A 20,583-nucleotide genomic window follows, 5' to 3' on the forward strand; every position below is an offset into this window, starting at 1 on the left:
AACCGCTGCCGACCCGGGCTGAGCTGGCAGAACTCCTTATCCATGCTTTATCAAGATGATCACAGGCATCGCGCTGGACGATGCGCAGTCATGGGGGAGAAGAAAAGTGAGCACCATCAGCATGCGCAAAACCACCCTGGGCGCGGTCGGTCTGGCGGTCGCCGGAACCCTCGCCCTGACGGGCTGCAAGAACGGCAACGAAGAGCCCGCGGCGCTGCCGTCCTCCCCGGCCTCCCCGTCCGCCCAGCCCTCGCAGCCGGCCCAGCCGAGCAGCTCGGCGAGCCCCTCGTCCGGTGGCTACGGCGACGCCCCCGCCGGGGCTGCGGGAACGGCCAAGTCGGGCCAGACCTTCAAGCTCGGCGAGGCCGCGACGGTCCCGTTCAGCTACGGGAGCAACAAGGGCGGCCAGATAGCCCTCACCGTCACCGCGATCGAGCAGGGCAACCCCTCCGACCTCGACGCGCTGAAGCTCGGCGACAAGGTGAGCGGGAAGGTCCCGTACTACATCCGCTACACGGTCAAGAACACCGGCACCACGGACCTGTCTTTCTCCTCGGTCGGCCACATCAAGGGCCTGCTCGGGGACGGCAGCGAGGCCCAGGGCCTGTCGATCATCGGCAAGTTCGAGAAGTGCCCGAACGAGTCCCTGCCGAAGGGCTTCACCAACGGCCAGACGCAGAACAGCTGCGCGGTGGCGCTGGCCCCGTCGGCCCAGACGAAGGTCTCCGCGGCCGAGTACTGGGGCGAGCCGTACAACTCGCTGAGCAACAACAAGGGCCTCGTCTGGAAGTAGCAGCGGCGGCTGGAAGTAGCAGCGGCGACCACCCCGACCCGCGCTCCAACCCGAGGCACACTCGAAGCCACACCTGAACGAGCCCCCGCGGCGGCACCCCGCCGCGGGGGCTCGTCCCGTACGGCCCCTCGAACCCACGGCCCCCCAACCGCCAGGGCCCGGCGAACCCATGCCCCCCAACGCCACCCCCGACCCCACGGCCCCGGGGTGACAATGGGGCCATGCCCGAAGGTGACAGCATCCGGCGCGCGGCCACCCGCCTCCACACCGCCCTGGCCGGCCGGGAACTCACGCGCTGCGACCTCCGCGTCCCCCGCTTCGCCACCGCCGACCTGACCGGCCGCACCACCCTCGACGTCACCCCCCGCGGCAAACACCTCCTCGCCCGCTTCGAAGGCGGGCTCACCCTGCACAGCCACCTCCGCATGGACGGCGCCTGGCACGTCTTCCCCGCGGGAGCGAAGTGGCACGGCGGCCCCCTCTACGAGATCCGGGCGATCCTCGGCACCACCGACCACACCGCCGTCGGCTACCGCCTCCCCGTCCTGGAGCTGATCCGCACCGCCGACGAGGACCGGGCCGTGGGCCACCTCGGCCCCGACCTCCTCGGCCCCGACTGGGACCCCGACCGGGCGGCCGCCAATCTCCTCGCCGCCCCCGAGCGCCCCCTCGGTGAGGCCCTGCTCGACCAGCGCAACCTCGCCGGGATCGGCAACATCTACAAGGCCGAGCTCTGCTTCCTGGCCCAGGTGACCCCCTGGACCCCGGTCGGCGCGCTCCCCGGGACCACCCTCCCCCGCCTCGCCACCGCCGCCCACCGCCTGCTGTCGGCGAACACCGGCGACAGGCCGGGCCCCCGCAACACCACCGGCAGCCGCCGCCCCGGCCAGGCCCTCTTCGTCTACGGTCGCACCCACCGCCCCTGCCTGCGCTGTGGCACCCCGATCCGCGAGGCCTCCCAGGACGACCGCCCCACGTACTGGTGTCCCCGCTGCCAATCCGGCCCGACACCCTAGTTGACGGACCGTCAGATGCGCTCGTACGGTCCCGCCATGCCCACATCCACAGCCACGGCCCCGTACGACCTCACCGGCCGCACCGCCCTGATAACCGGCGCCGCCAGCGGCATCGGCCGCGCCACCGCCGTCCTCCTCGCCGGAGCGGGCGCGCACGTGCACTGCGCCGACCGCGACGAGCAGGGCCTCGCCGAGACGGCGGCCCTCGTCACCAAGGCCGGCCACGGCGCCGCCACCGTCCATCCCCTCGACGTCACCGATCGGACCGCCCTGCGGGCCGCCGTCACCGCTGCGGGCCCGCTCGACATCGCCGCCGCCATCGCCGGGGTCATGCACACCAGCAGCGTCCTGGAGACCACCGACGAGGACCTCGACCGGATCCTGGACATCAACTTCAAGGGCGTCCTGCGTACCTGCCAGGAAGCCGCCCGGTCCATGATCGCGTCGGGCCGCCCCGGCTCGATCGTCACGATGGCCTCAGGAGCCGTGGACGCCGCCCAGCCCGGCCTGCTCTGCTACAGCGCCGCCAAGGCGGCCGTCGTCCAGCTGACCAAGACGCTCGCCACCGAGACGGGCCCGCACGGCATCCGCGTCAACGCCGTCGCCCCCGGCTGGATCCGCACCCCGATGACCGGCCGCCACAGCCCCGAGGTCCAGGAGCAGACCGAGGCGACGATGGTCCGGATGTCCCCGCTGCGCCGGGTCGGCGAGCCGGAGGACATCGCCCAGGCCGTGCTCTACCTGGCGTCGGACGCCTCGTCCTTCATGACGGGCCAGATCCTCCGCCCCAACGGCGGAGTGTCGATGCCCTGGTAGCTCTGGTGGCCCGGGCGGCCCTGCCGGTCCCACCCCCGGCCGTGTCGGCCCTGCCGGCCCTGTCCGCCCTGCGCACCGGACCCGGGACACAGTGCACCGGGAGCAGCCCCAGCCCCCACCCGCCCACGGCCACGGCGCCCTCCACGGGCCCGGACTCCGCGGGTGCCAGGACCAGCCGCAGTACGGCCCACCACCACAGCACCCCCACCGCAAGCGCGAGCGTCGAAGCCACAGGCATGCGCAGTAACCGCCGCACGGCTACCTCCCTGGGGCCGGGACCCGGACGGCCCCATCCTCCCGCACCCCTCCCGCCCCCGCACCCAGAACAGCCGGGAGCCCCTCCCGCACCCAGAACGGCCGGGAGCCCCGGCCGGTGCTGCACGCACCGGCCGGGGCTCCGGCCACACTCACACGCTCACGTGCTCGCTCACGCGGCTACGACATTCACCGCTTCCGCAGGCGCCTTGATGGTCACCCGCTCCGGCCCCGTGACCGAAGCCATGGAAACCGAATTGAGCATCGGGCGTACCGGCACACTCACCGGTTCGCTTGCCGCGGCCGACTGTGCCAGCTCGGCCAGCGACAGTTCATCGCTGACTTCGCGCATCAGCTCGGACATCCGTACGTCCAACGCGTCGCAGATCGCGGAGAGCAGCTCGGAGGATGCCTCCTTCTGCCCCCGCTCCACCTCGGAGAGATAGCCGAGCGAAACTCGGGCCGACGAGGAGACTTCGCGCAGAGTACGGCCCTGGCGCTGGCGCTGCCGACGCAGCACGTCACCCAGCAGGCGACGGAGCAGAATCATCGGTGGCTCCCTCCTCTGACCGTGTAGCCGCATCCTTCACGCCCCACCGTACCGCCTCGCGCCGCGGCCGTGCGGGGAGCGATGTCGTGTTCACTCAGGGCTGCAAACATCAAATCCCCCCGTTCTGTTCCGTATCCTGCCCCCGCGCATTCCCACGGAGTTGGCCTGAGAGAAGTTCGAGCACTGTCCGTGCACTCTCCCTACGGATTTCCGCCCGGGAGCCGTTCAACCTCAGCTGGACCGTTTTCCTGCCCCGCGGGCCCTCCACAGCGACGAAAACCGTGCCCACCGGCTGCCCGTCCTGCGGGTCCGGGCCGGCCACCCCGGTCGTCGCGATCCCCCACGAAGCGCCCATCACGCGCCGCACCCCGGCTGCCATCTCGGCCGCGACCTGGGCGTTCACCGCGCCTTCGGCGGCCAGCAGCGCGGCGTCCACCCCGAGGACCCGGTGCTTGAGCTCCGTGGCGTACGCAGTGACCGAGCCGCGGAAGGACCGTGAGGCCCCGGGGACGGCGGTGAGCTCGGCGGCCACCATGCCGCCCGTCAGCGATTCGGCGACGGCGAGGGTCTGGCCACTCTCCGTGAGCAGCCGCAACACGTCCGTGGCCGCGGCGGCCAGCGCCGCCGTCCCGGCTGCCCCCTCAGCCACCGGAAAATTCCCCCGCCACATCCGTCACTTCGCAGCCCGCTCCGCGGCGAGACCCTTGCGGCGCAGTACGACCGCCTGCCGGATGTAGTCCAAACCGGTGACGACGGTCAGCACGACGGCGAGCGCCATCACCCAGAAGCGCATGGTCGCCAGCGCGCCGGTCAGCGCGAGCACGTACATGCCCACGGCCGTGCCCTGCACCAGGGTCTTCAGCTTGCCGCCCCGGCTGGCCGGAATCACTCCGTAACGGATGACCCAGAAACGCAGGAGCGTGATGCCGAGCTCCCGCCCGAGGATCACCCCGGTCACCCACCAGGGCAGGTCACCCAGCCAGGAGAGGCAGATCAGAGCCGACCCCATGATCGCCTTGTCGGCGATGGGGTCGGCGATCTTGCCGAAGTCCGTGACCAGGTTGTACGTCCGGGCCAGGTGCCCGTCGAAGATGTCCGTGATCATGGCGACGGCGAACGCCGCCCAGGCCCAGGCCCGCCAGGCCGGGTCGTAGCCGCCCTCGGCGAGCAGCAGGAAGACGAAGCCCGGCACCAGCACGAGCCGGATCATCGTCAGGATGTTGGCGATGTTCCACAGGCTGGCCTGATCGACCGCCGCGGGTCCCAGCTTCGCGCCGGGCGCGGGCCTGCGGCCGGTCCCGCCCGCCGCAGATGCCGGGACTCCGGTCATCCGGCCGCCTCCTCAAATTCCGTACCCAGGGGCTCGGCCACCAGGTCCACACCCAGGGTGCCGACCACCTTCGCCGTGACGATGCGCCCGGGCACCAGTCCCGTGCCGTCCGTGAAGACGACCTGGCCGTCGGTCTCGGGAGCCTGGTGGGCGGCGCGCCCGTAGGCACCCTCGCCGTCCTCCGCCTCGTCCAGCGGAACGACGGTCTCGACGAGTACTTCCAGGGTCTCCCCGATCCGCTCCTCCGCGCGCTGCGAGGTGAGCTCCTCGGCGAGCCGCTGCATGTGCGCGAGCCGCTCGGCGATGGTGTCCTCGTCCAGCTTGTCGTCGTAGCCGGCGGCCTCGGTGCCGTCCTCGTCGGAGTAGCCGAAGACGCCGATGGCGTCGAGGCGCGCGTGGGTGAGGAAACGCTCCAGCTCGGCGAAGTCCGACTCCTTCTCGCCGGGGAAGCCGACGATGAAGTTGGACCGGACGCCGGCTTGCGGGGCCTTGGAGCGGATGGTGTCCAGCAGCTCCAGGAACCGGTCGGTGTCACCGAAGCGGCGCATGGCGCGCAGCACGTCGGGGGCCGAGTGCTGGAAGGACAGGTCGAAGTACGGGACGACCTTCGGGGTCGAGGTCAGTACGTCGATCAGGCCGGGCCGCATCTCGGCCGGCTGGAGGTAGCTGACGCGGACCCGCTCGATGCCGTCCACCTCGGCCAGCTCGGGCAGCAGGGTCTCCAGCAGCCGGATGTCGCCGAGGTCCTTGCCGTACGAGGTGTTGTTCTCGGAGACCAGCATGATCTCCTTGACGCCCTGCTCGGCGAGCCAGCGGGTCTCGCCCAGCACGTCGCTGGGGCGGCGGGAGATGAAGGAGCCGCGGAAGGACGGGATGGCGCAGAACGAGCAGCGCCGGTCGCAGCCGGAGGCCAGCTTGACCGAGGCGACCGGGCTCTTGTCCAGGCGGCGGCGCAGGGGCGCGCGCGGCCCGGAGGCGGGGGCGACGCCCTCGGGCAGGTCCGCGGGGGCGGCCTCGGGCTCCTGCGCGTGGCCGGGAAGTGCCACCTCGGCGTCCTGGCGCGCCGCCGGGCTGATCGGCAGCAGCTTGCGCCGGTCGCGCGGGGTGTGGGAGGCGTGGATGCCGCCGTTCAGGATGGTCTGGAGGCGGTCGGAGATGTCGGCGTAGTCGTCGAAACCGAGGACTCCGTCGGCCTCGGGGAGCGCTTCGGCGAGTTCCTTGCCGTAGCGCTCGGCCATACAGCCGACGGCGACGACGGCCTGGGTCTTGCCGTGATCCTTGAGATCATTGGCTTCCAGCAGGGCGTCTACGGAGTCCTTCTTGGCGGCTTCGACGAAGCCGCAGGTGTTGACGACGGCTACGTCCGCATCGGCGGCGTCCTCGACGAGCTCCCAGCCATCCGCCGCCAAGCGGCCTGCGAGCTCCTCCGAGTCCACCTCGTTACGGGCGCAGCCAAGAGTGACAAGGGCGACGGTACGGCGTTCGGGCATGGACTCAAGACTACTTCGTCCCGGCGGCGGCCCCCGCCTCAAGCCCCCTTACAGCAAGATCCCCGGGGCCGGCGGCAGACACCGCACAGCACCCCGGGGATCCGGATCAAAGCGTTCCGCCCTAGGGCGGCCTCCTGTCAGCCCGCCTGGGGCTGCCCCTGGAGGGGGTCTTCCTTCGTGTATGTGAGACGTTCCACCTGGCCCGGCTGGAAGTCGTCCTTGATCTCCTTGCCGTTCACGAAGAGCTTCACGGCCCCGGCGTCGCCGAGCACGAGGTCGACGGACTCCTTGTCCGTGAAGGTCTTCGACTCACCCTGGATGAGGGTGCCGTCGAAGAGGAGCCGGCCGGTGGAGTCCTTCGCGGAGATCCAGCTCTCGCCGGTGTCGGCCGTCAGGACGACCGTGACGAGGTCCTTGGGCGCGGCGGCGATGGCGCTGTCGGAAGGCTCCGGCTTGGGCGCCTGCGGGGTCTGTGGGGGCTGGGCAGTCGGCTTGCCGCCGGACTGCTTGGGCGCGGGCTTCGGGGCGACGGAACCTTCCGCCACCGGCCGCTTGGCCTTCTCGTCGCCGCCGCCGAAGGCGGTGAAGCCCACGAAGCCGATCACGGCGACGATGGCGGCGACCATCGCGGCGGTCCAGTTGGGCCGCTGCTTCTCCGGGCGGATCCGCTCGGCTTCGAACATCGGCGCGGCGGGGGTGGGTGCCGGCCGGCCGCCGTGGGCCGCGTCGTAGGCCTCGACCAGGGGTTCCGGATCGAGGCGTACGGCGCGGGCGAGCGTACGGATGTGGCCGCGGGCGTAGACATCGCCGCCGCAGCGGGTGAAGTCGTCCTCTTCGATCGCGTGCAGGATCGGGATGCGCACGCGGGTGGTGGAACTGACCTCGTCGACGGTGAGCCCGGCGGCGATCCGGGCCTTCTTGAGGGCCGTCCCGATGGACGGTGCTTCGACGGAACGTTCGACGATGCGGTCCTCGGACCGGTCGTCGGTCGAAGGCCGGTCTTCTTCGGGGGAGTTGGAGTTGCCGATGGACACGAGGGCGCCTTTCGAGCGTGTAGCCACCTGCTGGATGTCCAGTCTAGGGGGGTGACGAAAGGGTGGAGCAACCGGAGGGTGCACTTCCTACGCCATCCGAATGGCGCGGAAGGGTCGCCTCCGGTGCGGCGGCCCTGCGCCCGTGACCATCCCGTGCGCGGTGCCGCCACCTTCCTTCAACTGGACGCGAGCCCAAGGGAAACGGTTGCCCGGCATTTCCTCAAAATTGAAGCATCTTACGGTTGTGCCTCCCCACGGATGACGGCGAGTACTCCGTCCAGCTCATCGGCCTTCAGCAGGACGTCGCGCGCCTTCGAACCCTCGCTCGGGCCGACGATCCCCCGCGATTCCATGAGGTCCATGAGCCGCCCGGCCTTGGCGAAGCCCACCCGCAACTTGCGCTGGAGCATCGAGGTGGAGCCGAACTGGGTGGAGACGACCAGCTCGGCCGCCTGGCACAGCAGGTCCAGGTCGTCGCCGATGTCCTCGTCGATCTCCTTCTTCTGCTTCTGCCCGACCGTGACGTCGTCCCGGAAGACGGGCGCCATCTGGTCCTTGCAGTGCTGCACGATCCCGGCGATCTCGTCCTCGGTGACGAAGGCGCCCTGCAGGCGGACCGGCTTGTTCGCCCCCATCGGCAGGAACAGCCCGTCGCCCTTACCGATCAGCTTCTCCGCGCCCGGCTGGTCCAGGATGACCCGGCTGTCCGCGAGCGAGGAGGTGGCGAAGGCCAGGCGCGAGGGCACGTTCGCCTTGATCAGGCCGGTGACCACGTCCACCGACGGACGCTGGGTCGCCAGCACCAGGTGGATCCCGGCCGCGCGGGCCAGCTGGGTGATGCGGACGATCGAGTCCTCGACGTCGCGCGGGGCCACCATCATCAGGTCGGCGAGCTCGTCGACGATCACCAGGAGGTACGGGTACGGGCTGAGCTCCCGCTCGCTGCCCGGCGGCAGCTTGATCTTGCCGTCCCGGATGGCCTGGTTGAAGTCGTCGATGTGCCGGTAGCCGAAGGCGGCCAGATCGTCGTAGCGCAGGTCCATCTCGCGTACGACCCACTGGAGCGCCTCGGCGGCCCGCTTGGGGTTGGTGATGATCGGCGTGATCAGGTGCGGGATGCCCTCGTACGCGGTCAGCTCCACCCGCTTGGGGTCCACCAGCACCATCCGGACGTCCTCCGGAGTCGCGCGGACCATGACGGAGGTGATCAGGCAGTTGATGCAGGAGGACTTTCCGGAGCCGGTGGCTCCGGCCACCAGCACGTGCGGCATCTTGGCGAGGTTGGCCATGACGTAGCCGCCCTCGACGTCCTTGCCGAGCGCCACCAGCATCGGGTGGTCGTCCTCGGCCGCGTCCGCGAGCCGCAGGACGTCGCCCAGGTTGACCATCTCACGGTCGGTGTTCGGGATCTCGATGCCGACCGCCGACTTGCCCGGGATCGGGCTGATGATCCGCACGTCCGGCGAGGCCACGGCATAGGCGATGTTCTTGGCGAGCGCGGTGATCCGCTCCACCTTCACCGCCGGGCCCAGCTCCACCTCGTACCGGGTGACCGTCGGGCCCCGGGTGAAGCCGGTGACCTTCGCGTCGACCTTGAACTCCATGAAGACGTTGCTGAGCGAGGCGACGACGGCGTCGTTGGCGGCACTGCGGGTCTTGCCCGGCCCGCCCCGCTCCAGCAGGTCCAGCGAAGGCAGCGCGTACGTGATGTCCCCGCGCAGCTGGAGCTGCTCGGCACGCGGCGGCAGGGGCTGGTTCTCCGGCGGAGCCTTGGTCAGGTCCGGCACCGACAGCGTCCCGGAGGCCGCGGCGGTGGTGGCGTGCGGCTGATCGCCGACGGCCGGAGGCTGCGCGGCCGTGGACGGCACGGGGCGCTCCTCGCGCGCGGGCGGCACGGGAGCGGTGTTCTCCCCGGCCTCCCGCGGGGCGGAGATCCCCTGGGTGAGGTCGGCGACGAGCGGGGAGGGCGGCAGCCCCCCGTAGACCACCCCGTCCAGCGCGGCGGCGGCGGCCGCGGCCACGTCGACGGCGTCCATCTCCCGGTCCATGGCCGGCCGGGACGGGACGCGCTTGGGACGGCGCCGACGGGCGAGGGCTTCCTCCTCGGCGGCGTCCACCGGGTCGGCGGTGCCCGTCTCGCCGGCTCCCGTACGGGCCCTCCACCGCTCCGCGTCGTGCCGGTCGGCGGAGACGCCCCCGTCCTCCCCGTAGCCCTCGTCGTACTCGTTCGGGGCGATGATCCCGAGCCTGATCCCGAGCCGCCGCAGCCGCTGCGGAATCGCATTGACCGGGGTCGCGGTGACCACCAGCAGCCCGAAGACCGTGAGCAGCACCAGCATCGGCACGGCCAGCGGCGCGCCCATGGTGAAGATCAGCGGCTTGGAGGCGCCCCAGCCGATGAGCCCGCCCGCGTTCTGCATGGCGGTGGTGCCCTCGTCCCGGCCCGGTGCCCCGCAGGCGATGTGGACCAGGCCCAGGACCCCGATGACGAGGGCGGACAGCCCGATGCCGATCCGGCCGTTGGCGTCGGCCTGCTCGGGATGGCGGATGAAGCGCACCGCCATGACGCCGAGCAGGATCGGCACGAGCAGATCCAGTCGCCCGAAGGCACCGGTGATCAGCATGGTGACGAGATCGCCGACGGGTCCGCTCAGATTCGACCAGGTTCCGGCGGCGACGATCAGCGCGAGGGCGAGCAGGAGCAGCGCGAGGCCGTCCTTGCGGTGGGCGGGGTCGAGGTTCCTGGCACCCTGGCCGATCCCCCGGAAGATCGCGCCGACCGCGTGCGCGCAGCCCAGCCAGAGGGCGCGCACCAGCCGCACCACGCCCCCGGTCGGGGACGGCGCGGGCTTGGGGGCGACCTTCTTGACGGGGGCGCGCCTGGCGGCGGCCTTCTTCGCGGGGGGCTTGCGCACCGGAGCCGCCTTCTTCGCCGGCGCCGACGTACGGCCGGTGCGGCCCTTCGCGGTGCCCGCGGTGCTCTGGGAACCCTTGCCGGACGTACGTGAGGCCATGGGCCCGAGATTACCGGTGTCCCCGGCGGTGGACACGCGTGCCCACCCCTTCACCCGTTCGTGTCGCCCGTCCCGTGGCCGTTTTGACGCACCACCAGACCTGACGCACCGCCAGACCGCTTCCCGCTCAGCCCTGCAGCGGCAGTACGGGCGCTCCCCCGCCGGTTCCGGGCTCCAGCGCGTCGAGCGCCCGCCGCAGTCCGGTCAGCTTGCGTTCCAGATGCGCCGCGGTCGCCACCACCGCCGCCTCGGCCGAGTCCTCGCCGAGCTGCTTGGTCAGCGCCTCTGCCTGCTCCTCGACCGCCGCGAGTCGCGCGGAGAGCTCGGCCAGCAGGCCGGCCGTCTCCTTGCTGCCGTCCACACCGTTCGAACCGCCGCCCTCCAGCTGGAGCCGCAGCAGGGCCGCCTGCTCCCGCAGCTGGCAGTTCTTCGTGTACAGCTCCACGAAGACCGAGACCTTGGCCCGCAGCACCCACGGGTCGAAGGGCTTGGAGATGTAGTCCACCGCTCCCGCCGCGTAACCGCGGAAAGTGTGGTGCGGACCGTGGTTGATCGCGGTCAGGAAGATGATCGGGATGTCCCGGGTCCGCTCCCGCCGCTTGATGTGCGCGGCGGTTTCGAATCCGTCCATTCCCGGCATCTGCACATCCAGCAGGATGACCGCGAAATCGTCCGTCAGCAGCGCCTTGAGCGCTTCCTCCCCGGACGACGCCCGGACCAGTGTCTGATCGAGCGCGGAGAGGATGGCCTCCAGCGCCAGCAGATTCTCCGGCCGGTCGTCGACCAGGAGGATCTTGGCCTTCTGCACCATGCCCTGTCCTCCTCGCCCCGGCATGGGGCCTCCCCGGCTCCTGGCTCCGGCCTGTACGCCGGGCCCCGCCCCAGAGGACGGCATCCTTGCGCCGTCCGTCCTTGTGCCGGTCATCGTAGCCCCAGTCCCGAGATCGCCACACCCTGTCACCAAGATGTCACTGTGCACGAAGCAGAAACGTGTGGGGAGACCAGAAGGTTCCCCGTTTGCCGACCTCCCACACCGCCTCGGGCACGGTCAGTCAGCAACCGGGGTCGATCCGCTCCCCCGGTGATCACTTCCCGCGCATCCACTGCTCCATCACCGACAGCAGATAGTCCGGGTCGACCGGCTTGGTGACGTAGTCGGAAGCACCGGAGTCGATCGCCTTCTCCCGGTCCCCCTTCATCGCCTTCGCCGTCAGCGCGATGATCGGCAGCCCCGCGAACTGCGGCATCCGCCGGATCGCCGAGGTCGTCGCGTAGCCGTCCATCTCCGGCATCATGATGTCCATCAGCACGACCGTCACGTCGTCGTGCTGCTCCAGGACCTCGATGCCCTCCCGCCCGTTCTCCGCGTACAGCACGGCCAGGCCGTGCTGCTCCAGCACGCTGGTCAGCGCGAAGACGTTGCGCACGTCGTCGTCCACGATGAGCACCTTCTCGCTGTGGAAGTCGTACGTCCGGGGCGCAGCCGGAAGCTCCGCCTCCGCGTTACCCCAGGCGTCCTCGGCCCCCACCGCGCCCGGCTGCCACGGGACCGCCGTACGGGGCTCCAGGTCGCTCAGCGCCTTGCGCCGCCGCCGGAACAGCGCGGCGCCGCCCTGGCCCTGTCCGGCCTGCTCGGAGCCCGGCAGAGCCGCCCGCTCGGCCCGGGCCGGCTGAGCCTGTGCCGGAGCCGCCGGTACGGGCGCCACCGGGGCCGGCGGCAGCGCGGGCCTGGCGTCCTCGGCCGGCCTGCGGTACAGCTCGGCGCGCCCGCCGCCGGGCGTGGGCGGCGCGTACCCCTGCGGGGGCAGCTCGCTCGGGTGCAGCGGCAGGTACAGCGTGAAGGTCGATCCGCGGCCGGGCTCGCTGGCCGCGTGGATCTCTCCACCCAGCAGCCGGGCGATCTCCCGGCTGATGGACAGGCCCAGGCCCGTACCCCCGTACTTGCGGCTCGTCGTCCCGTCGGCCTGCTTGAACGCCTCGAAGATCACCAGCATCTTGCTCGCCGCGATCCCGATCCCGGTGTCGGTCACCGAGAAGGCGATCAGGTCCGCGTCGGCCTCCCGCAGCGAACCGGCCTCCAGCAGCTGCTCGCGGATCGCCGTCGGCACATCGGCCCCGGCCGGCCGGATCACCAGCTCCACCGCCCCGGTATCGGTGAACTTCACCGCGTTGGACAGCAGGTTGCGCAGCACCTGGAGCAGCCGCTGCTCGTCGGTGTGCAGCGTGGCCGGCAGCTCCGGAGAGACCCGTACCGAGAAGTCGAGCCCCTTCTCCGCGGTCAGCGGCCGGAAGGTCGCCTCCACGTAGTCCACGAGCTGGACCAGCGCGATCCGCGTCGGCGAGACGTCCATCTTCCCGGCCTCGACCTTCGACAGGTCCAGGATGTCGTTGATCAGCTGGAGCAGGTCCGAGCCCGCGCCGTGGATGGTCTCGGCGAACTCCACCTGCTTCGGCGAGAGGTTCTCGTCCGCGTTGTCGGCGAGCAGCTTGGCCAGGATCAGCAGCGAGTTGAGCGGGGTCCGCAGTTCGTGCGACATGTTCGCCAGGAACTCGGACTTGTAGCGCATCGAGACCGCGAGCTGCTCGGCGCGCTCTTCCAGGACCTGCCGGGCCTCCTCGATCTCGGTGTTCTTCACCTCGATGTCCCGGTTCTGCTGGGCCAGCAGCTCGGCCTTCTCCTCCAGCTCCGCGTTGGCGGCCTGGAGGGCCTTCTGCCGGTTCTCCAACTCGTCGGAGCGCTCGCGCAGCTGCTCGGTCATCTCCTGCGACTGCTTCAGCAGCATCTCCGTCTTGGAGTTGACGCTGATGGTGTTGACGCTCGTACCGATCATCTCGGCGATCTGGCTGAGGAAGTCCTTCTGGATCTGGGTGAAGGGCGTGAAGGACGCCAGCTCGATGACGCCGAGCACCTTCCCCTCGAAGAGCACCGGCAGCACGATCACGTGCGCCGGCGGCGCCTCACCGAGCCCCGAGGAGATCTTCAGGTAACCGGGCGGAGTGTTCTCGACCAGGATCGTCCGCTTCTCTTCGGCGACGGTCCCGATCAGCCCCTCCCCGGGCCGGAAGGAAGTGGGCACCTGGCCTCCGGCGTACGCGTAACTCCCGCGCATCCGCAGCTCGTACGAGCCGTCCGCGCCGCCCTCCGTCCCGAACTCGTTGGTGCCCCCGGCCGGCAGCGCCAGGAAGAAGGCGCCGTGCTGCGCCGAGACCACCGGGGTGAGCTCGCTCATGATCAGCGAGGCCACGTCGTCGAGCTCGCGGCGGCCCTGCATCAACGCGGAGATCCGGGCCAGGTTGCCCTTGAGCCAGTCCTGCTCCTTGTTGGCCAGGGTGGTGTCGCGCAGGTTGACGATCATCGTGTTGATGTTGTCCTGCAGGACCTGGATCTCGCCCGCCGCGTCCACGTCGACCTTCAGGCTCAGGTCGCCGCGGGTCACCGCGGTGGCCACGGCCGCGATCGCGCGCACCTGCCGGGTGAGGTTCCCGGCCATCTCGTTCACGGACTCCGTCAGGTCCCGCCAGGTGCCGTCGACGTCCCGGACGCGCGCCTGGCCGCCCAGGATGCCCTCCGTACCCACCTCGCGGGCCACCCGCGTGACCTGGTCGGCGAAGGACGACAGCTGGTCGACCATCGTGTTGATCGTGGTCTTGAGCTCCAGGATCTCGCCCCGGGCGTCGATGTCGATCTTCTTGGTCATGTCGCCCTTGGCGATGGCGGTCGTGACCATGGCGATCTGCCGCACCTGGCCGGTGAGGTTCGAGGCCATGAAGTTCACCGAGTCGGTGAGGTCCTTCCACGTCCCGGAAACACCCGGTACGTGCGCCTGGCCGCCGAGGCGGCCCTCCGTGCCCACCTCACGGGCCACGCGCGTGACCTCGTCGGCGAAGGACGACAGGGTCTTCACCATCGTGTTGACGGTGTCGGCGAGCTGCGCGACCTCGCCGCGCGCCTCGACGGTGACCTTCTTCGTCAGGTCGCCGTTGGCGACGGCCGACGAGACCTGGGAGATGTTGCGCACCTGGGACGTCAGGTTGTTCGCCATCAGGTTGACGTTGTCGGTGAGGTCCTTCCAGATGCCCGTGACCCCGCGCACCCTGGCCTGACCACCCAGAATGCCCTCGGAACCCACCTCGCGGGCCACTCGCGTCACCTGCTCGGCGAACGAGGACAGCTGGTCGACCATCGTGTTCACGGTGGTGACGAGTTCGAGGATCTCGCCCTTCGCGTCGACGGTGATCTTCTTCGACAGGTCGCCCGTCGCGACCGCCGTCGTCACCTCGGCGATGTTGCGCACCTGCGACGTCAGGTTGTTCGCCATGAAGTTGACGGACTGGGTGAGGTCCTTCCAGGTGCCGGAGACACCCTTCACCTCCGCCTGACCGCCCAGGATGCCCTCGGTACCCACTTCGCGGGCGACCCTCGTCACCTGCTCCGCGAAGTTCGAGAGCTGGTCGACCATCGTGTTGAGGGTGTTCTTCAGCTCCAGGATCTCGCCCCGGGCGTCCACGTCGATCTTCTGCGACAGGTCACCGCGCGCCACCGCCGTGGCGACCTGCGCGATGTTGCGCACCTGCGAGGTCAGGTTCCCGGCCATGCCGTTCACCGAGTCCGTCAGGTCACGCCATACGCCGGCCACCCCGGGCACCTGCGCCTGCCCGCCGAGGCGGCCTTCCGTACCCACGTCCCGGGCCACCCGGGTCACCTGCTCGGCGAAGGCCGAGAGCTGGTCGACCATCGTGTTGATGGTGTTCTTCAGCTCCAGGATCTCGCCCCGGGCGTCCACGTCGATCTTCTGGGAGAGATCACCGCGCGCGACCGCCGTCGTCACCTGGGCGATCTGCCGCACCTGGGAGGTCAGGTTGCCGGCCATGAAGTTGACGGAGTCGGTGAGCTCCTTCCACGTGCCGGACACCCCCTCGACCCGGGCCTGACCGCCGAGCCGGCCCTCCGTACCCACGTCCCGCGCCATGCGCGTGACCTGGTCGGCGAAGGACGACAGCTGGTCCACCATCGTGTTCACGGTGTTCTTCAGCTGGAGCATCTCGCCGGAGACGTCCACGGTGACCTTCTGCGACAGGTCGCCGTTGGCCACCGCCGTCGTCACCTGCGCGATGTTGCGGACCTGACCGGTGAGGTTGCGGAAAGCGGTGTTCACCGAATCGGTGAGGTCCTTCCACGTCCCCGCGGCCCCCGGCACCTGCGCCTGGCCGCCCAGCTCACCCTCGACGCCGACCTCACGGGCCACTCGCGTCACTTCCGCACCGAAGGACTGGAGCTGGTCCACCATCGTGTTGACGGTGTTCTTCAGCTCCAGCATCTCGCCGGCCACATCGACGGTGACCTTCTGCGACAGATCGCCGTTGGCCACCGCCGTCGTCACCGTCGCGATGTCCCGCACCTGCGTGGTGAGGTTGCGGAAGACCGTGTTCACCGAATCGGTGAGGTCCTTCCACGTCCCCGCGGCCCCCGGCACCTGCGCCTGGCCACCGAGTGTTCCCTTGGCCCCGACCTCGCTGGCCACGCGCGTGACCTCGTCCGCGAACGTACGCAGCGTCTCGGTCATCTGGTTGATCGTTTCGGCCAGCTGCGCGACCTCGCCGCGCGCGCTCACCCGGACCTTCTGCGACAGATCGCCGTTCGCGACCGCCGTCGTCACCTGCGCGATCCCGCGCACCTGGGCCGTCAGGTTCCCGGCCATCGTGTTGACGGAGTCGGTCAGGTCCTTCCACACACCCGCGACCCCGGGCACCTTCGCCTGGCCGCCAAGCTCACCCTCCGTACCCACCTCGCGGGCGACGCGGGTCACCTCGGAGGAGAATGAGGACAGCTGGTCCACCATGGTGTTCACGGTGTTCTTCAGCTGGAGCATCTCGCCGGCCACGTGCACCGTGACCTTGCGCGACAGATCACCCTTGGCCACAGCCGTCGTGACGAGAGCGATATCACGCACCTGAGCGGTGAGCCGGTACGCCATCGTGTTGACGGAGTCGGTCAGATCCTTCCAGGAACCGGACATTCCGCGCACCTGGGCCTGACCGCCGAGCTTGCCCTCGGTACCCACCTCCAGCGCCACGCGCGTCACCTCGTCGGTGAACGCGGACAGCTGGTCGACCAGGTTGTTGACCGTGCGCCCGACCTTCAGGAACTCCCCGCGCAGCGGATGCCCGGCCCCCTCCGGGGCCTGCGTCCGCAGGTCCATCCGCTGGTCCAGATCGCCCTCGGCCACCGCCGACAGCACCCGGCCCACCTCGGACACCGGCCGGGCGAGATCGTCCACCAGCTGGTTCGAGGCGTCGATCGCGGCCGCCCAGGAGCCTTCACAGGCACCTGTTTCCAGCCGTTCGCTCAGCTTGCCCTCGCGGCCCACCATCCGCCGTACCCGGGACAGCTCCCCGGTCAGGTGCAGATTGCGGTCGGCGACCTCGTTGTAGACGGCGGCGATCTCCGCCATCACGCCCTCGCCGGACACCGTCAGCCGCTTGCGGAAGTTCCCGTCCCGCATCGACACCAGGGCCGTGAGCAGCCGGTTCAGGGCGGCGGTATCGACCTCTGTCGTACCGCTCCGCCGGGACCGCCCGCCCTTCGGCCGCGTTCCCGTACGTCGCACCGCTGCGCCAGACTCCACCGTGTCCCTCCCGAAAGGGTCGACCGCTGTTCCACCGGGCGTCGAGTGTGCCTGCCCGGCTCTTCAAGCCTGCCCAGTGTTTCACCCTGGCCGAACCCGGCCATAACACTTCGGCACCATCGCACACCGGCCGTACCCTGCGGGTGGATTCCCCGACGACGGCACCATGCCGACCGTGAAGGTAAGTAACCTGGCACTCGATGTCCAACCGCGTCGAAGGAGAATCGTGATCACGGCACGGGCGGCTGCCAGCTTCGATCCCCTCGGGCGCTCGGTCGCCGCTGCCCGCGCGTTCGTCCGCGACACCCTGCAGGGATGGGGCTTCGCGGACATCGTCGACGACGCGGTGGTGCTCACCAGCGAGCTCGTCACCAATGCCGTGGTCCACGCCGGAACCCGGGCCGAGGTCCTGTGCCTGCGCGCCGAGGACGGCGTACGGGTCGAGGTCGCCGACCGTTACCCGGAGCGCGAGCTGCCCCTCCAGCACCCCGGCGAGCGCCCGTACGCCGACCCCGACCGGGAGAACGGCCGCGGCCTGATGCTCTGCGCCGCCCTCGCCACCCGCTGGGGCGTCGAGTACACCTCCACCCACAAACACGTGTGGTTCCGCCTCGACCTCCCGGACCGGCCGGTCGGTACCCGCTCCGCGGGGCCCCTCGTCCCCGACCAGCTGCTTCCCCTCGCCGACAGCCGGGTCCGCGTGGCCGTCCTCCAGATCGACTCCGCCGACACCGTCTCCGCCTGGAACGAGGACGCCGAGCACATCTTCGGCTACCCCGCCGAGAAGGCCGTCGGCCGCCCGCTCGCCGAGCTCGCCGCCTGGCCCCAGACACCCGGCACCGGCACCGGCATCGCCGAGGCCCTGCGCCTGTCGCGCTGGGAGGGCAGCTACGGCATCCGCGGCGCCGACGGCCGCGTCATCCCCGTTTACGCCTCACACCTGCGGGTACGCGATGCCCACGGGGAGCCCTCCATCGTCTGCCTCCTCGTCCACGACGACGAACGCGCCCTGCTCCAGACCCCCGTACGCGTCCCCAGCGACGGCGGCCAGCTCACCGAGCCCCGCCCCGCGGACCCCTTCGAGGTCTTCATCGGCTCCCCCGCCCCCGACGACCTCGACGGCCTCCTGCAGCGCACCGTCGAACGGGCCCGCGACCTCCTCGACGCCGACGCCGCCTTCCTGCTGCTGGCCACCGACGACGAGACCGAGCTGGAGGTCCGCGCGACCACCGGCCTGCCCTCCACCCGCCAGCGCTTCGCCCGCGTCCCCGTCGAAGCCGGCACCAGCCGGTACGGCTCCGCCCGCATGCCCGCCGTCCACGACGACCTCGCCGCCGTCCCCGGAGCCGTCCCGCTCCTGGAGTCCACCGGCATGCGCTCCGTGGTGACCGTGCCCCTCAAGGTCGAAGGCCGCCTGACGGGCTCCCTCGGTGTCGCCGCCGAGGTTCCCGGCCGGTACTCCAACGAGCAGGCACTGCGCCTCCAGTTCGCCGCGGACCGGATCGCCCTCGCCGTCGAGTCCGCCCGCCTCGGCGAGCTGGAACGGCTGCGCCGTGGCTCCCTGTCCTTCCTCGTCGAGGCCTCCGACCTGCTGGCGGGCACCCTGGACCGGGACCAGACCCTGGCGCTCATGGCCCAGATGACCGTCCCCACCCTTGCCACCTGGTGCGCCGTCTACACCATCGCCGACCAGTCCTCGGACCCGTACCTCTCCTACGTCCTCCACGAGGACGAGGAACGCATCGACGGCCTCAAGGACCTGCTCTCCCGGGTCAGCCCGCCCGAGCCGGTCCGGGAAGCCGGCGCCCGTCCCTGGCCGGAGACGGCTCACGCGGTCGGCGGCGAGACGGTGGTCCTCCCCCTCCTCGCCCGCAACCGCGTGATCGGCATGCTCACCCTCGGCAAGCCCAGCGAGGAGCACTTCCGCCAGGAGATCCTCGAACTCGCCGAGGACCTCTCCCGCCGGGCCGCCCTCGCCCTCGACAACGCCCGCCTCTACTCGGAGCGCACGGCCATCAGCCGTTCCCTCCAGCGCAGCCTGCTCCCGCCCGGCTCCCCCGCGATCCCCGGCATGGAGGTCGAGGTCATCTACCGCGCGGCCGGCGAGGGCAACGAGGTGGGCGGCGACTTCTACGACGTCTTCCCGATCCGCGACGGCGCGTACGGCTTCGCCATCGGCGACGTCTGCGGTACGGGCCCCGAGGCGGCCGCCGTCACCGGCCTGGCCCGCCATGCCCTGCGCCTCCTGGCCCGCGAGGGCCTCGGCGGCCCGGCGGTCCTGGAGCGGCTCAACGCGGCCATCCTCGACGAGGGCGCCCGCAGCCGCTTCCTGACGCTCCTCTACGGGGAACTCCACCCCCAGCCCGACGGCGGCGCCCTGATGAAGGTCGTCTGCGCCGGCCACCCGCTGCCGCTGCGCCTGCGCCCGAACGGCGACGTCACCCCGGCCGCCGACCCGCAGCCCCTGCTGGGCGTGATCGACGACCTGGACCTCTACGAGCAGACGCTCACCCTGGACCCCGGCGACGTGCTGCTCTGCGTCACGGACGGCGTGACCGAGCGCCGCGAGGGCACCCGCATGCTCGGCGATGACGGTCTCGCGGAGGTCCTCACGACGTGTACGGGCCTCACGGCGGGCGCGGTCGCCTCCCGTGTCCTGCGCGCGGTGGAACGCTTCGCGGCCGAACCGGCCTCGGACGACATGGCCATCCTGGCCTTCCGCGTCCCGCATCAGCGCGAAGGCGACTAGGTTCCGGCCTCTGGCCATGAGTGTCCACGGTGTGCTCAACTCACCACCGTGGACACAGTCTTGACCAGCGTGGTGGCCGTCGCAGGCACCTTGATCGGCTCCTTGACCACCTACCTGTTCCAGCGCCGCACGGCCGAACGCGCGGAGGCCGTGGCCCGTCGGGAGCGACTGCGCCAGGAGCGGCTCGCCGCGTACAGCGGCTACGCGGCGGCGGTCACGGATCTCAAACGCGCGAAGATCACCTTGTGGTTCCGCCAGCGCCGCTCCCCACGCGACGAAGAATCGTTGCTGGCGGCCCTCCTGGAGAGTGACCGCCTGGGTGCCGCGGCCGAGACAGCCGCGTTCCGCCTCCAGCTGGTGGCCGACGATCCGCAATTGCGTCGGCTGATGGAGGCCGTGTCCGCCAAGGTCGGTGAGATCACCCACGCGGAGGACCGGCAGGCGGTCATCGTGATCGAGTCCGGGTTCGAGCAGGCTGTGCGCACGTTCATCGACGCGGCGGCCGGCCAGCTGCGTGAAGTGAGCCCATGAACGCAAAAAGGCCCCCGCCAATAGGCGGGGGCCTTCTTTGTTGGAGCCCTTTAACGGAATCGAACCGTTGACCTTCTCCTTACCATGGAGACGCTCTACCGACTGAGCTAAAAGGGCGGGTTGTTCGGCGGCGTCCTACTCTCCCACAGGGTCCCCCCTGCAGTACCATCGGCGCTGAAAGGCTTAGCTTCCGGGTTCGGAATGTAACCGGGCGTTTCCCTAACGCTATGACCACCGAAACACTATGAAATTTGAACGCTGGTGTTTTCACAGCTGTTCGTTATTTCAGAACTAACACAGTGGACGCGAGCAACTGAGGACAAGCCCTCGGCCTATTAGTACCAGTCAGCTTCACCCGTTACCGGGCTTCCACATCTGG

The 20,583-nt window shown here is 70.4% G+C and carries 14 protein-coding genes, 1 tRNA gene and 1 rRNA gene; 5 read left to right on the forward strand and 11 right to left on the reverse strand.

Annotation, left to right across the window (positions count from 1 at the left end; translation table 11 throughout):
* The first annotated feature begins 106 nt into the window (after positions 1-106).
* From AB0D48_RS05590 to AB0D48_RS05600, 3 genes are all read left to right on the forward strand, one after another.
* On the forward strand, positions 107-793 hold the full coding sequence (locus AB0D48_RS05590) for a hypothetical protein (protein WP_362391069.1): 687 nt from the start codon (positions 107-109) through the stop codon (positions 791-793).
* A 221-nt stretch (positions 794-1,014) separates the two neighbouring features.
* Positions 1,015-1,809, forward strand: coding sequence for a DNA-formamidopyrimidine glycosylase family protein (locus tag AB0D48_RS05595; RefSeq protein ID WP_362391071.1), 795 nt, complete (start codon positions 1,015-1,017; stop codon positions 1,807-1,809).
* A gap of 36 nt (positions 1,810-1,845) precedes the next feature.
* Positions 1,846-2,625 (forward strand): SDR family NAD(P)-dependent oxidoreductase, encoded by a 780-nt coding sequence (locus tag AB0D48_RS05600; protein ID WP_362391073.1) that lies wholly within the window; start codon positions 1,846-1,848, stop codon positions 2,623-2,625.
* Here AB0D48_RS05600 and AB0D48_RS05605 read toward each other — a convergent pair.
* From AB0D48_RS05605 to AB0D48_RS05645, 9 genes are all read right to left on the reverse strand, one after another.
* A complete protein-coding gene (locus AB0D48_RS05605) occupies positions 2,573-2,863 on the reverse strand; it encodes a hypothetical protein (protein WP_362391075.1) in 291 nt (96 codons plus the stop codon). The genes AB0D48_RS05600 and AB0D48_RS05605 overlap by 53 nt on opposite strands.
* Positions 2,864-3,052: 189 nt before the next feature.
* Entirely contained in the window at positions 3,053-3,430 is a 378-nt protein-coding gene (locus AB0D48_RS05610) for a helix-turn-helix transcriptional regulator (RefSeq protein ID WP_202199433.1), read from the reverse strand.
* 109 nt (positions 3,431-3,539) lie between these two features.
* Complete coding sequence (locus AB0D48_RS05615) at positions 3,540-4,049, reverse strand: CinA family protein (protein WP_362391127.1); 510 nt, start codon at positions 4,047-4,049, stop codon at positions 3,540-3,542.
* Positions 4,050-4,103: 54 nt separating this feature from the next.
* Positions 4,104-4,760 (reverse strand): CDP-diacylglycerol--glycerol-3-phosphate 3-phosphatidyltransferase, encoded by a 657-nt coding sequence (pgsA, locus tag AB0D48_RS05620; protein ID WP_362391077.1) that lies wholly within the window; start codon positions 4,758-4,760, stop codon positions 4,104-4,106.
* Entirely contained in the window at positions 4,757-6,250 is a 1,494-nt protein-coding gene (gene rimO / locus AB0D48_RS05625) for a 30S ribosomal protein S12 methylthiotransferase RimO (RefSeq protein WP_362391079.1), read from the reverse strand. The genes pgsA and rimO overlap by 4 nt, the downstream gene beginning before the upstream one ends.
* A gap of 137 nt (positions 6,251-6,387) precedes the next feature.
* Positions 6,388-7,284, reverse strand: a complete 897-nt coding sequence (locus AB0D48_RS05630) for a RodZ domain-containing protein (RefSeq protein ID WP_362391081.1) — start codon at positions 7,282-7,284, stop codon at positions 6,388-6,390.
* 236 nt (positions 7,285-7,520) lie between these two features.
* The gene (locus AB0D48_RS05635) at positions 7,521-10,298 is read right to left on the reverse strand and encodes a DNA translocase FtsK (RefSeq protein ID WP_362391083.1); all 2,778 of its coding nucleotides are present in this window, start codon (positions 10,296-10,298) and stop codon (positions 7,521-7,523) included.
* A gap of 127 nt (positions 10,299-10,425) precedes the next feature.
* Positions 10,426-11,109 carry a response regulator gene (locus AB0D48_RS05640; RefSeq protein WP_362391085.1) on the reverse strand — a complete coding sequence of 228 codons (684 nt, stop codon included), beginning with the start codon at positions 11,107-11,109 and terminating at the stop codon, positions 10,426-10,428.
* Positions 11,110-11,383: 274 nt separating this feature from the next.
* A complete protein-coding gene (locus AB0D48_RS05645) occupies positions 11,384-16,924 on the reverse strand; it encodes a HAMP domain-containing protein (RefSeq protein WP_362391087.1) in 5,541 nt (1,846 codons plus the stop codon).
* 166 nt (positions 16,925-17,090) lie between these two features.
* Here AB0D48_RS05645 and AB0D48_RS05650 point away from each other — a divergent pair, with 166 nt between their 5' ends.
* Both AB0D48_RS05650 and AB0D48_RS05655 read left to right on the forward strand, forming a co-directional pair.
* Complete coding sequence (locus AB0D48_RS05650; RefSeq protein WP_362391089.1) at positions 17,091-19,673, forward strand: SpoIIE family protein phosphatase; 2,583 nt, start codon at positions 17,091-17,093, stop codon at positions 19,671-19,673.
* A gap of 60 nt (positions 19,674-19,733) precedes the next feature.
* The gene (locus AB0D48_RS05655; protein ID WP_362391091.1) at positions 19,734-20,204 is read left to right on the forward strand and encodes a hypothetical protein; all 471 of its coding nucleotides are present in this window, start codon (positions 19,734-19,736) and stop codon (positions 20,202-20,204) included.
* A 41-nt stretch (positions 20,205-20,245) separates the two neighbouring features.
* On the opposite strand, the gene AB0D48_RS05660 is transcribed toward AB0D48_RS05655, so the two are convergent.
* Positions 20,246-20,321, reverse strand: a tRNA-Thr gene (locus AB0D48_RS05660).
* Positions 20,322-20,326: 5 nt separating this feature from the next.
* A 5S ribosomal RNA gene (gene rrf, locus AB0D48_RS05665) occupies positions 20,327-20,443 on the reverse strand.
* Positions 20,444-20,583: the final 140 nt, after the last annotated feature.

This window comes from Streptomyces sp. NPDC048269 (assembly GCF_040652395.1).
Classification (GTDB): Bacteria; Actinomycetota; Actinomycetes; order Streptomycetales; family Streptomycetaceae; genus Streptomyces.